This is a genomic window from Cnuibacter sp. UC19_7, from assembly GCF_042699995.1.
Classification (GTDB): domain Bacteria; phylum Actinomycetota; class Actinomycetes; order Actinomycetales; family Microbacteriaceae; genus Cnuibacter.
The window spans coordinates 2,354,856-2,366,643 of record NZ_CP170560.1 but is presented as its reverse complement, the minus strand read 5'-3'; the positions used below and the strand labels follow the sequence as shown (position 1 = coordinate 2,366,643).

Here is an 11,788-nt window from a genome sequence, read left to right as displayed (position 1 = left end):
GATCCGACGGGCGCGGGTCGACGTGGCTCAGGCCAGCTTGTCCATCGCCTGGAGCACGTCGACCGCGCTCGTCAGCCGGGAGCCGCGATTCTCGACGGTGTGCACCTCGCGCATCTCCTGCGAGTACTCGCGTCGTCCGACCACGAACCAGAGTCCGCGGGCGGGGACCGATCCCTCGTTGATGTACATGTGCGGGCGCACCGAGTCGAAGCTCAACGAGTCGCCGGGCCGGAGGGTCCGGGTCTCGAAGTCGAGCTTCACGGTGAGCTCGCCCGAGAGCAGGTAGGCGTACTCGAAGCCGCTGTGCCGCATCATCCGACCCTCGATCGAACTGGAGGCGCCGGGCTCGTAGGTCACGAGGAGCGGATCGACGGAGCCGTTGTCGGCCGCGGCGAGGCGCTCCCACCGCACCCCGTTCTCCATCTCGAGCACGGGGTTGTCGTCGCCGCGCTGGATGAAGTCGCCGGTGGCCGACTCGGCCGCGGCCTCGACGGCGGGCCGCGGACGGGGCGGGACGGGGGCCGCCGGTGCGGATCCCTCGGACTGGTGATCGGCCATGAGGTCGTCGAACGAGATGCCCAGGTGGTTGACGAGCGCGTAGAGCGTGCTCACCGAGGGCTGGGTCTTGCCGGTCTCGACCTGTGAGATCAGGCTGGCCGAGACTCCGAGCGCAGACGCCACGCTCCGCAGGCTCATCCCCTTCTCGACCCGGGCTGCGCGCAGCCGTGGTCCGATGCCTTCGCTGATGATCCGCTCCTCACGTCAGGTCGCGCTCGGCGACGAGCTCTTGCGGAACCGAGTGCCGGCTGTGCAGCCTCAGCTGACGAGCCCCCCGCAATGTAGCGGTGATTCTACGGCACAGAACATCGCCGTGCGCCTTTCCCGGTTCGCAACGCCGAATAACGGCGGGCAAGAATCCGAGTGTCACGTTGCACTGAACACGTTGACAAGCCACACTTAACATGTTCGACTGAACGACGTTCGCAGAGTGGCGAGGGAGGCGGGTTCGATGACGGATCGGATGAGAGACAGGGTCGCCGTCGTGACGGGCGGCGCGAGCGGCATGGGCTTCGGGATCGCGCAGGCGCTCGCCGACGAGGGTGCGCGGGTGGTCATCGTCGACCGCGACGGACAGGCGGCCGAGCGCGCCGCCTCCGCCATCGGGACCGGCTCCGCGCGGGGCGTCGCGGGCGACGTCAGCTCTCGCGACGACGTCCGCGCGGCCATCGAGGCAGCGGTCGCGGCGTTCGGGCGCATCGACGTCTGGTTCAACAACGCCGGGTTCAACCGGCCGCTCCCCTTTCTCGAGGTCACCGAGGACAACTTCCGGTCGATCATGGAGGTGAACGCCCTCGGCACGCTGATCGGGATGCAGGAGGCGGCGAGACAGTTCATCGCGCAGGGCGGCGGCGGCAAGATCATCAACACGTCGTCGATGGCGGGCCGCCAGGGCTTCCCGGCCTTCGCCCCCTACTCCGCCTCGAAGGCCGCGGTGATCTCGCTCACGCAGGCGGGCGCGAGGGGCCTGGCCGAGCACGACATCACGGTGAACGCCTTCGCCCCGGGCGTGGTCGACACGCCCCTCTGGACGAAGCTCAACCAGGATCTCTTCGACATCGGCGAGGCGAAGGCCCCCGACACCGCGATGGACGACTTCGCCGCCGGGATCATCCGCGGGCGCACCGCGCAGGTCGCCGACATCGTCGGCACCGCCCTCTACCTCGCTTCGAGCGACTCCGACTACCTCACCGGCCAGGTCGTGATGATCGACGGCGGCATGGTGCTCGTCTGATCCCGGACCGGGCGAGAACAGATTCCTAGAGAAAGCAGAGACACGACATGAGCACGGCCACTCGCGGAATGAACGCGGTCGATTGGGAGCAGCGCGTCGACTTCGACCGCCTCCGGGATGAGCGGCTGGCGCGCCTGCGTGCCGAGCTCGACCGCTCGGAGCTGGGTGCGCTCCTCGCCTTCGACTTCTCCAACATCCGTTACATGACGTCGACGCACATCGGCACCTGGGCGATGGACAAGCTGATCCGCTTCAGCCTGATCACCCGCCACAGCGACCCGATCATCTGGGACTTCGGATCGGCGGCGAAGCACCACTCCCTCTTCAACCCGTGGCTCGACACCACGCACGCCGAGGCGGACGCCGACCCGCACGCGCCCCACCACGGCGCGGTGCGCCCGCGGGCCGAGAGCGGCTCGCGTGCCGGCATCTCCACGCTGCGCGGCGCGTTCTCGCCCGACGCGGAGATGGCCGACAACGTGGCGGCGAAGATCAAGCGGGAGCTCGAGAAGTTCGGCGTCGCGAACGAGCCGCTCGGCGTCGACGTCATCGAGCTGCCCGTGCTGTTCGCCCTGCAGAAGGCGGGCATCACGGTCGCTGACGGCCAGCAGGTGTTCATGGAGGCCCGCCGGATCAAGACGGGCGACGAGGTCACGCTCCTCACCCAGGCCGCCTCGATGGTGGACGCGGCCTACGAGGACCTGTACGAGTTCCTGCGTCCCGGTGTCCGCGAGAACGAGTGCGTGGGCTTGGTCTCGAAGACCCTCTACGACCTGGGCTCCGAGTACGTGGAGGGTGTCAACGCGATCTCCGGCGAGCGGTGCTCACCGCATCCGCACGTGTTCTCCGACAGGCTGATCCGGCCCGGCGACCCCGCGTTCTTCGACATCCTGCACTCGTTCAACGGCTACCGGACCTGCTACTACCGGACGTTCGCGGTGGGCTCGGCGAGCTCGGCCCAGCGCGACGCCTACGTCCGCGCCCGCGAGTACATGGACCGCGCGATCGCCCTGGTGCGCCCCGGCGCGACCACGGCCGACATCGTCAAGGTGTGGCCGACGGCGCAGGAGTTCGGTTTCCCGGATGAGGAGGCCGCGTTCGCCCTGCAGTACGGCCACGGCGTGGGCCTGTCGATCTGGGAGAAGCCGATCTTCTCGCGGCTGGTGTCGCTCGACCACCCCGAGGTGCTGCAGGAGGGCATGGTGTTCGCCCTCGAGACGTACTGGCCGTCGGCCGACGGGATCGGTGCCGCGCGGATCGAGGAGGAGCTCGTGGTCACCGCGGACGGCTGCCAGGTGATCACCAAGTTCCCGGCCGAGGACCTGATCATCGCGGGCAAGCGGTACTTCTCGATCAACGGACCGCTTCCGCTGCTGCGCGACTCCCAGTCGCACCTCAACACCGCCGCAGGGCGGGGCGAGCCCGGTGCCTGATCAGACCGTGCCGACCACGGTCGGCTTCATCGGGCTCGGCTCGATGGGGTCGGCCATGGTCGGCAACCTGCTCGACCATGGCATCGACGTCGTGGTGTGGAACCGGTCGCCGGATCGCGCCCAGTCGCTGGCCGAGCGCGGCGCCCGCGTCGCCTCGTCGATCGAGGAGGCGACGCACTCGGGCGTCGTGCTCTCGATGCTCTCGAACGAGTCGGTCGTCTTCGACCTGTTCCGCGACGAGGTGCTCGCCGCCGCGCCCTCCGGATCCATCCACGTGAACCTGGCCACCGTCGGGGCGGGTGCCGCTCAGCGACTCGCGGACCTGCACCGCGCGGCGGGAGTCGGCTACGTGGCCGCCCCGGTGCTCGGCCGACCGCCGGTCGCCGCGGCGGGGCAGCTGACCGTGCTCGCCGCCGGGGAGCCCGCCGAGCTCGCGCGGGTGAACCCTTTGCTCGAGATCATCGGCCGTCGGGTCTGGGACTTCGGCGCCGACCCCAGCGCGGCGAACCTCGTGAAGATCGGGGTGAACTTCCTCCTCATCCACGCGCTGCAGGCGATGTCGGAGTCGATCACCCTGCTCGAGCGCCGCGGGGTCGACACGGGGACGTTCGTCGAGGTGCTGGGCGACAGCCTCTTCCCCGGCCCGGTGTACTCGGGCTACGGGGCGATGATCGCCGAGGAGCGGTATACCCCGGCCCTGTTCACCACCGAGCTGGGATTCAAGGACCTCATGCTCGCCGTCGACGCCGCCCGTGCCGCCGAGACCGTGCTCCCGAGCGAGAGCGTGCTCCGGGGCGTGTTCGAGGATGCGCTGTCGCACGGCCAGGAACAACTCGATTGGGCCTCCATCGCGGAGGTCACCCGGAGGAGGAGCCGATGACGGGAGCGACGATGCGTGCCGCGGTCTACCACGGGGACCACGACATCCGCGTGACCGAGGTGCCGGTGCCCAGGCGCAAGGAGGGTGAGGTGCTCATCCGCGTGCTGCGCTCCGGTGTCTGCGGCACCGACGCCACCGAGTGGTCGGTGGGTCCGAAGGTCTTCCCCGTCGCCACGCCCCACAGGGTCACCGGGCACCACGGGCCGATGGTGCTCGGCCACGAGTTCGTGGGCGAGGTCGTCGAGGCGGATGCGGGGAGCGGCTTCGCCCCCGGCGACCTGGTCGCCAGCGGCGCCGGGGTGTGGTGCGGCGAGTGCGCCCGCTGCCTCGAGGGCCGCACGAACATGTGCGAGAGCTACTTCACGTACGGGCTCTCGACCGACGGCGGGATGGCCGAGCTGGTGTCGGCCGCGGCCGAGACGCTGTGGCGCATCCCCGAGGGACTCCCCGTCGACCACGCCGCGCTCGCCCAACCGCTCGCGGTGGGCATCCACGCCGCGCGACGGTCGGGTGCGGAGGACGGCGACCGGGTCGTCATCATCGGCGCGGGGGCGATCGCGTCGTTCGTGCTCGCCGGGCTGAAGCACCTCGTCGACGCGGAGGTCGCGGTCGTCGACTTCCCCGGTCCGAAGCTCGACCGGGCGCGCCGCTTCGGCGCCGACCACGTGCTCGCGCCGGGTGAGAGCCTGCCGGCGGAGGTGGCCGACGCCTTCGGCGGGCGCCGTCCGGATGTCGTCATCGAGGCCAGCGGCGCCCCCGGCCAGCTCGCCGCGGCGATCGCGCTGGTGCGCGACGGCGGCCGTGTGCTCGCCGTGGGTCTGCCCAAGGCGAAGCCCGAGATCGACGTGCACTCCTTCGTGTTCCGCGAGATCTCGCTCGAGTCGAGCCTCGCGCACGTCTGCGGCACCGACCTCGGCCCGGCGCTCGAGATCCTCGCCGAGGGCATCCTCGGGCCCGAGCTCGTGGAGCGGGTCGTCCCGCTCGAGAAGCTGGGCGTCGAGCTCGAGAACCTGGCCGCCGGCCGGCTCGAGGGCAAGATCCTCGTCGACCCCGCGCTCACCTGATCCACCACCCGCGCCATCCCACCCCATCGGTCGAGGAGGACCCATGCCGTCATCACCCCGTATCGCCTTCGTGGGCACCGGCGCCAACGGCGCGGGCATCGCCGCCGACCTGGTCAGGGCCGGTCTCGACGTCAGCTTCATCGAGCAGTGGCCCGCCCATGTCGAGGCCATGCGCGCTCACGGGGTGCGGGTCAACCTCCCGGACCGCAGCGACGTGACCCCGGTGGACGCGTACCACCTGTGCGATGTCGCCACCCTGCGCGGCCACTTCGACATCGTGTTCATCGTGGTGAAGGCCTACGACACCCGCTGGGCCTGTGAGCTCATCAAGCCCCTCGTGGCGCCGGACGGCGCTGTCGTCGGGCTGCAGAACGGCATGACGCTCGACGACATCAGCGACATCGTCGGGCCGGATCGCGCCGTCGGCGCCGTCATCGAGGTGGCCGCGAACATGTGGGAGCCCGGCGTCGTCAACCGCGAGAACGGTCCCGACACCGCCTGGTTCGCCGTCGGGGGTCGGACGCCGATCGCTCAGGAGCGGGCTCAGCGCGTCGCCGAGGTGCTGTCGCACGCAGGTGCGGTGGAGGTGTCGGACGACATCATCGCGTCCAAGTGGGGCAAGCTGATCGTGAACGCCGCCGAGCTGGTGCCGTCGGCACTGCTCGGCATGAGGCTCGCCGAGGCCGTGGACGTGCCGAGGATGGGCGACTTCATGCGGGAGTGCGGGAGCGAGGCCGTGCACACCGCCCTCGAGTCGGGTGTCACGCTGCGTCCGATCTTCGGGATGGACGGCGCCGACACGAGCGATCCGGATGTCTACGCGCGTCAGCTGTTCGAGCGGGTGCTCGACCGCTACTCCCTCCCCTCGACGCAGACCACGTCGCTGCAGGACTGGCTGAAGGGGCGCCGCAACGAGGTCGCCGAGATCAACGGCCACGTGGTCCGCACCCGAGATGGTCTCGGGAGGAATGCCCCCGCCAACCGCCGGGTGGTGGAGCTGGCCGCCCGGGTCGAGCGGGGAGAGCTGGAGCTCTCCCTGTCGAACGTCGACCTGCTCGTCGCGGACAGCCTCTGACGCGCTCTCACCGCACGCGGAAGCCGGGGGACTCGTGGCTGAACACGAGGCTCGTCCGTGTGGACGCGACGGACGGGTGGCTCGACAGGTTCTCGACCACGAAGTCCCGAAGATGATCGCTGTCCCGCACGGCGACATCGAGGATGAAGTCCTCTGCGCCGCCCAGGAAGAACACCTGCGTCACCTCGGGCAGCGTCCTGACCTCCGCGGCGAACGACGCGATCGTCTGCCGCGCGCCCGCCTTGATGTTGACGCTGATCAGCGCCTGCAGCGTGAAGCCGAGAGCGCGCGGGTCGATCCGTGCCGCGAATCCCGTCACCACACCGGAGTCGATGAGCGCCCGCACTCGAGCGAGGCAGGTCGACGGCGCGATCCCCGCGGCCGCAGCGAGCTCGGCGTAGGTCGCGCGTCCGTCCTTCCGCAGCAGCTCCACGAGCATCAGGTCGACGTCGTCGATCGGGCGCCGAACGTTGCGACGTCCGACAGCCTCCGCGCCGCCGCTGGTCGGTGAGATGTTCGGCATGTCGCCCTTTCGTCCGTCGAGTCGTCGGTCTGCTGGCCGCTCCCCTGTCGGTGTCACCACACTCTTTCCAGACACGATCGAAGGAGCTCACCATGCGCATCGGAATCCCGCGGGAGATCAAGAACAACGAGAACCGGGTGGCCATCACGGCGGCCGGAGCCAGAGAGCTGGTGAGGCGCGGTCACGACGTCCTCATCGAGGCCGGCGCCGGCCTCGGATCCGGCATCTCGGACGACCAGTACAGCGCCGCGGGGGCGACCATCGTCGCCGAGGCCGCGGAGGTGTGGGCTTCGGCCGAGCTGCTGCTCAAGGTCAAGGAGCCCATCGCCGCCGAGTACGGACACCTCCGCGCCGACCTCACGCTCTTCACCTACCTGCACCTGGCGGCCGACCCCGCCCTCACGCACGCGCTGATCGACTCCGGCGCGACCGCCATCGCCTACGAGACGGTGCAGGCGGCCGACGGCTCGCTGCCGCTGCTCGCCCCGATGAGCGAGATCGCCGGACGTCTGGCGGGCTTCGTGGGGGCCTCGCAGCTCATGGCGCCCCACGGCGGCATGGGGCTCCTCCCCGGGGGCGTGGCGGGCACCAGGAAGGCGCGCGCGGTCGTGATCGGGGGCGGGGTGGCGGGCGAGCACGCCGCGGCGAACCTCCTCGGCCTCGGCGCCCAGGTCACCGTGGTCGACATCTCGCTGCCCCGGCTCCGCGACCTCGCCGCGACCCACCGGGGGCTCGAGACCGCGCTGAGCACCGAGCTCACCATCGCCCAGCTGCTGAGCGAGGCGGATGTGGTGATCGGCTCCGTGCTCGTGCCCGGGGCGTCGGCGCCGAAGCTGGTCACCGACGAGATGGTGGCGGGGATGCGTCCGGGCAGCGTGCTCGTCGACATCGCGATCGACCAGGGCGGGTGCTTCGAGGGCAGTCGTCCGACGACGCACGACGAGCCGACGTTCCGCGTCCACGACTCCGTCTACTACTGCGTCGCGAACATGCCTGGCGCCGTCGCCCAGACCTCGACGGTCGCCCTCACGAACGCGACCCTGCCGTTCGTCCTGAGGCTGGCCGACGCGGGGCCGGAGGCCGCCATGGCGGCCGATGCGGCCCTCGCGAAGGGCCTGAACGTCAGCGCCGGCCGCGTCCGCAACGAGGGAGTGGCGCAGGCGCTCGGCCTGGCGTACGCGACCGCGGCCTGAGAGCTGCACCGCCGGGGGGATCAGGTCTCGTCGGCGACGACGGCCCGCTCGCGCACCGCTTCACGGCGGCGTGCGAGCGGGTTGTCGAACGTCCGGAGCAGCACGGCCAGGTTGGTCATGGCGCGGTCGCGCTCGCGGACGTTGTCCTCCCACTCCCGGTGCGGCAGCTGGGCCTGCACCTCGGTGGCGACGCGCTCGATGGTCTCCGCGGTCCACGGGTTCTCCTGGCCGCGCTCGAGGCCGAGCCGGGCATAGACGGGCCCGAGCACCTCGCCGTGGCGGCGGAGGCCGCCGCGGGTGTTGAGCTCGCTCGTCGTGAACGGACCGATGACCGACCAGCGGCGGCCCAGGCCGTCGCGGACGAGGACGTCGAGGTCGGCGACGCTGATCACGCCATCCCTCACGAGGCAGTAGGCCTCGCGCAGCAGGGCGCCCTGCAGCCTGTTGAAGACGAACCCCTCCACCTCGTGGTCGAGCACGACAGGCGCGATGTCGACCTCGACGAGGAGGTCGCGGGCGGCGGCGATGGCCTCGGCCGAGGTGAAGTCGGCCGGCACGATCTCGGCCACGCGCAGGAAGTACGGCGGATTGCCGGGGTGGACGACCAGGCAGCGATCGCGTCCCGGCAGATCGGCGGCGAACGACGACGCGACGATGGTCGAGGTCGAGCTGGCGAGCACCACGTCCCGTCCGGTGAGCCGGTCCATCTCGCGGAACAGCTCGACCTTGACGTCGAGGTCCTCGATGACGCTCTCCTGGACGTAGTGGACGCCGGTCAGCGCATCCTCGAGCGTGTCGCAGACGCAGACCCTGGCGAGGATCGCCGCCGGGTCGTCGTCGAGGAGCCCGGCCGTGGCGAGCTCGGCGAGCTTCGCCCGCACCGTCCCCATGGTCGTGGCGCGCACCGCGTCGTTCGCCTCGTAGACGCGGACGCGGAGGCCCGCGCCCGCGAACACGACGATCCACGCGGTTCCGATGCTCCCGGCGCCGACGACGGCCACCTGCTCACGGGCGGCTGTGCCCGTCGCGGCGGTAGGGGGGAGAAGGAGATCCATCACTCGTCCGATCCGTTGGTTCCCTGTCACGAGGCGGGCGCACTGACGATGTGCGAGCCTGCGCGAGCAGTGTACGTTCTGCGAACACGCGATCGCAATACGCACGATATTGTGCGTATTGCGATCAAGTGTTCGTTATGCATACGATCTCAGTCAGCGGACACCGCCCTGCGTACGTGGGAGAACGGTCCACCCGACGACGCACGACGCTGTGAGGACGAGAGAATGAGCGCACCACATCAGGGCTTCGGCACTCTGCTGGGCCTCGACCACATCGGCGTGGGCGTGTCCGACATGGACGCCTCGCTCGGCTTCTACGCGCAGCTCGGCTTCACCGACGTCGTCTTCGACCGCACGGGCGCGCTGCCCGGCCTCGCCCGCGTGACGGGGCACGACGAGACCACCGCGCGCGTCGTCTACCTGCGCAGCGGGAACCCCACGATCCTCGGCCGGTCGGGCATCAAGCTCGTGCAGATCACCGGGCGCGACCAGCCGCCGCTGCCCGCCGGCTTCGCCTACGGCGAGCCGGGCATCTGCGAGGTCTGCGTGCACGTCAAGGACTACGAGCCCTTCCACGAGTCGCTCATCGCGGCCGGCCACCGCAGCCTCATGGAGCCGAACGAGCAGATCCTCGACCCGTACCAGACCCACTGCGGCCTGTCGTACGTCGAGGACCCGGACGGCGCCAAGATCGAGTTCATCGAGTGGCGGTCCCTCGAAGCCGGCTGGCCGCATCCGGCCGGCCCGCAGGGCGTCAACCACGTCGCGTTCGGCGTCGGCGACTCGGAGCGGACCGAGGCCTTCTACCGCCGCCTCGGCTTCACCAGCAAGCTCTTCGACATGTCCGGGGTCAACGAGCCCATGGACCCGTGGTTCCTCGAGCAGGGCCGGACGCCGCCCGTGCAGCGCATGATGCTCCTGATGAGCCCGCACGGCGGTTCGCTCGAGCCCGTGCAGCAGACGCCTGCCGGCCCCGACATGCGGGGCGAGTGGGGTCACCTCGGCACCTTCGAGTTCGCGCTGGGGGCGCGGAACCTGGACCTCGCCATCGACTACCTGGCCTCCATCGAGGTGCCGCTCATCGACGAGCCGGCCTCGGTCGAGCTGGCCGGGGGCGGGACGTGGCGCTACGCCCACTTCGAGGACCCGGACGGACTGTACGTGAGTGTGACGGAGGTACGCGCGTGACCGCGACGACGACAGGGCGGATGGAGGCCTCCGCCGATCGGCCGCAGGCGCCGATCATCCAGATGAGACGCATCAACAAGTCGTTCGGCGCGACGCAGGTGCTCTTCGACATCGACCTGGAGGTGCAGCGCGGCCAGCACGTCGTGCTGTTCGGCCCCTCGGGATCCGGGAAGTCGACGGTGCTGCGGAGCATCAACCTGCTCGCCGACCCCGACTCCGGGTCGCTGCAGGTCGACGGCGTCGAATACGGACCCGGCCTGCCCGGCGAAGCCGGTGTGAAGCGCGGCGGACGCCTCGCCCTCCGCCGTCGGGTCGGCATGGTCTTCCAGCAGTTCAACCTCTTCCCGCACCTGTGCGCGCTCGACAACGTCGCGCTCCCGCTGCGGAAGGTGCACCGCCTCGGCAAGGAGGCGGCACGCGAGAAGGCCGCGGTGGCCCTGCGACGGGTCGGGCTGATCGCCCGAGCCGGGCACTACCCGGCGGAGCTGTCGGGCGGCCAGCAGCAGCGCGTGGCGATCGCCCGCGCGCTGGCCCTCGACCCCGAGGTGATCCTGTTCGACGAGCCCACCTCCGCCCTCGACCCCGAGCTGGTCGGCGAGGTGCTGAAGACGATGCGCGAGGTGGCGGAGACCGGCATGACCATGGTCGTCGTCACCCACGAGCTCGGCTTCGCCAAGGAGATCGGTGATCTCAACGTGTTCATGGAGGACGGCCGCATCGTCGAGTCCGGACCTCGAGGCTTCTACGAGAACTGCACGAGCGACCGCGCGCGTGAGTTCCTCAGGGCGGTGATGTGATGTCCATCGGCGATTACGACTGGAGTCTGATCTGGGACAACCGGGACGCCCTCCTGGGCGGCCTGTGGACTGCGGCGGCGGTGGCCGTCGTGGCCCTGCTCATCTCGGTGGTGTGCGGGCTGCTGCTCGCCGTCCTCCGCGCCGCGCCGCGACCGCTGAACTGGATCGCGCTGGCCTACATCAACATCTTCCGCGGCGTGCCCGCGCTGGTCAGCGTCATCTGGGTCTACTTCGGCCTGGCCCTGCTGCTCAACATCAAGTTCAGCGTCTTCCAGGCCGGCGTGATCGCGCTGTCTCTCCTCTACAGCGCGTTCTTCGCCGAGATCTTCCGCTCCGCGCTTCAGGCCGTGCCCCCGGGGCACCGTGAGGCGGGTTGGGCACTCGGGATGCGCTCGAGCCAGATCTTCTTCTCGGTGACGCTCCCGCAGGCGCTGAAGATCGCCTTCCCCAACATCGGCAGCATGTTCATCGGCATGGTCAAGGACACCTCGACCTTCACCGTGATCGGCCTCCTCGAGGTCGTGCGCGTGACCCAGAACCTCGTGGCGACCACGTTCCAGCCGTTCGTGCTCTACACGGCGGCCGCGATCATCTACGTCCTGGCCGCGTTCGCGATCGATCTCGTCTTCCGCCTCATCGAGGGAGCCTACGTCCGGCCGCCGCTCGGCATCCTGGGCCGTCTGCTGCGCACCCGCCAGCAGCGCCAGATCGAGTCGATCGTCGACCGGGTCAAGGCGGGCGAGCTCGCCACCTCGTCCGTGCCGTCGCTGCACTAGGCGACACGGGCA

12 protein-coding genes are annotated in these 11,788 nt (G+C 70.2%); 9 read left to right on the top strand and 3 right to left on the bottom strand.

Features of this window, described 5'->3' with window-relative positions; all coding sequences use genetic code 11:
• Positions 1–27: 27 nt before the first annotated feature.
• A complete protein-coding gene (locus ACFJGV_RS11270) occupies positions 28–723 on the bottom strand; it encodes a helix-turn-helix domain-containing protein (protein ID WP_378148701.1) in 696 nt (231 codons plus the stop codon).
• Positions 724–1,021: 298 nt separating this feature from the next.
• On the opposite strand from ACFJGV_RS11270, the gene ACFJGV_RS11265 reads away from it, so the two are divergent.
• The 5 genes from ACFJGV_RS11265 to ACFJGV_RS11245 are packed head-to-tail and all read left to right on the top strand — an operon-like array spanning position 1,022 to position 6,244.
• Positions 1,022–1,792 (top strand): SDR family NAD(P)-dependent oxidoreductase, encoded by a 771-nt coding sequence (locus tag ACFJGV_RS11265; RefSeq protein ID WP_378144027.1) that lies wholly within the window; start codon positions 1,022–1,024, stop codon positions 1,790–1,792.
• A 47-nt stretch (positions 1,793–1,839) separates the two neighbouring features.
• A complete protein-coding gene (locus tag ACFJGV_RS11260; protein ID WP_378144026.1) occupies positions 1,840–3,225 on the top strand; it encodes a M24 family metallopeptidase in 1,386 nt (461 codons plus the stop codon).
• Entirely contained in the window at positions 3,218–4,105 is an 888-nt protein-coding gene (locus ACFJGV_RS11255; protein WP_378144025.1) for an NAD(P)-dependent oxidoreductase, read from the top strand. The genes ACFJGV_RS11260 and ACFJGV_RS11255 overlap by 8 nt, the downstream gene beginning before the upstream one ends.
• Positions 4,102–5,169 (top strand): zinc-binding dehydrogenase, encoded by a 1,068-nt coding sequence (locus ACFJGV_RS11250; RefSeq protein ID WP_378144024.1) that lies wholly within the window; start codon positions 4,102–4,104, stop codon positions 5,167–5,169. Before ACFJGV_RS11255 ends, ACFJGV_RS11250 begins: the two co-directional genes overlap by 4 nt.
• Before the next feature lie 43 nt (positions 5,170–5,212).
• On the top strand, positions 5,213–6,244 hold the full coding sequence (locus ACFJGV_RS11245) for a ketopantoate reductase family protein (RefSeq protein WP_378144023.1): 1,032 nt from the start codon (positions 5,213–5,215) through the stop codon (positions 6,242–6,244).
• Between the two features lie 7 nt (positions 6,245–6,251).
• Here the strand turns inward: ACFJGV_RS11245 and ACFJGV_RS11240 are convergent, their stop codons facing one another.
• Positions 6,252–6,767: an Lrp/AsnC family transcriptional regulator gene (locus tag ACFJGV_RS11240; protein WP_378144022.1), complete on the bottom strand. Its 516-nt coding sequence runs from the start codon at positions 6,765–6,767 to the stop codon at positions 6,252–6,254.
• Between the two features lie 92 nt (positions 6,768–6,859).
• On the opposite strand from ACFJGV_RS11240, the gene ald reads away from it, so the two are divergent.
• Positions 6,860–7,960 (top strand): alanine dehydrogenase, encoded by a 1,101-nt coding sequence (gene ald, locus ACFJGV_RS11235; protein WP_378144021.1) that lies wholly within the window; start codon positions 6,860–6,862, stop codon positions 7,958–7,960.
• A gap of 20 nt (positions 7,961–7,980) precedes the next feature.
• Here the strand turns inward: ald and ACFJGV_RS11230 are convergent, their stop codons facing one another.
• Positions 7,981–9,015, bottom strand: a complete 1,035-nt coding sequence (locus ACFJGV_RS11230; RefSeq protein WP_378144020.1) for a 3-hydroxyacyl-CoA dehydrogenase — start codon at positions 9,013–9,015, stop codon at positions 7,981–7,983.
• Between the two features lie 225 nt (positions 9,016–9,240).
• Between ACFJGV_RS11230 and ACFJGV_RS11225 the strand changes: the two genes are divergently transcribed.
• The 3 genes from ACFJGV_RS11225 to ACFJGV_RS11215 are packed head-to-tail and all read left to right on the top strand — an operon-like array spanning position 9,241 to position 11,776.
• Positions 9,241–10,203, top strand: a complete 963-nt coding sequence (locus ACFJGV_RS11225) for a VOC family protein (RefSeq protein ID WP_378144019.1) — start codon at positions 9,241–9,243, stop codon at positions 10,201–10,203.
• Positions 10,204–10,223: 20 nt separating this feature from the next.
• Positions 10,224–11,000, top strand: coding sequence for an amino acid ABC transporter ATP-binding protein (locus tag ACFJGV_RS11220; RefSeq protein WP_378148700.1), 777 nt, complete (start codon positions 10,224–10,226; stop codon positions 10,998–11,000).
• Positions 11,000–11,776 carry an amino acid ABC transporter permease gene (locus ACFJGV_RS11215; RefSeq protein WP_378144018.1) on the top strand — a complete coding sequence of 259 codons (777 nt, stop codon included), beginning with the start codon at positions 11,000–11,002 and terminating at the stop codon, positions 11,774–11,776. Before ACFJGV_RS11220 ends, ACFJGV_RS11215 begins: the two co-directional genes overlap by 1 nt.
• Positions 11,777–11,788: the final 12 nt, after the last annotated feature.

Coding starts and splice junctions, on each gene's coding strand:
- ald (WP_378144021.1), top strand. CDS start 6,860: ATGCGCATCGGAATCCCGCGGGAGATCAAGAACAACGAGAACCGGGTG.
- ACFJGV_RS11245 (WP_378144023.1), top strand. CDS start 5,213: ATGCCGTCATCACCCCGTATCGCCTTCGTGGGCACCGGCGCCAACGGC.
- ACFJGV_RS11220 (WP_378148700.1), top strand. CDS start 10,224: ATGGAGGCCTCCGCCGATCGGCCGCAGGCGCCGATCATCCAGATGAGA.
- ACFJGV_RS11265 (WP_378144027.1), top strand. CDS start 1,022: ATGAGAGACAGGGTCGCCGTCGTGACGGGCGGCGCGAGCGGCATGGGC.
- ACFJGV_RS11225 (WP_378144019.1), top strand. CDS start 9,241: ATGAGCGCACCACATCAGGGCTTCGGCACTCTGCTGGGCCTCGACCAC.
- ACFJGV_RS11240 (WP_378144022.1), bottom strand. CDS start 6,767: ATGCCGAACATCTCACCGACCAGCGGCGGCGCGGAGGCTGTCGGACGT.
- ACFJGV_RS11230 (WP_378144020.1), bottom strand. CDS start 9,015: ATGGATCTCCTTCTCCCCCCTACCGCCGCGACGGGCACAGCCGCCCGT.
- ACFJGV_RS11260 (WP_378144026.1), top strand. CDS start 1,840: ATGAGCACGGCCACTCGCGGAATGAACGCGGTCGATTGGGAGCAGCGC.
- ACFJGV_RS11250 (WP_378144024.1), top strand. CDS start 4,102: ATGACGGGAGCGACGATGCGTGCCGCGGTCTACCACGGGGACCACGAC.
- ACFJGV_RS11215 (WP_378144018.1), top strand. CDS start 11,000: ATGTCCATCGGCGATTACGACTGGAGTCTGATCTGGGACAACCGGGAC.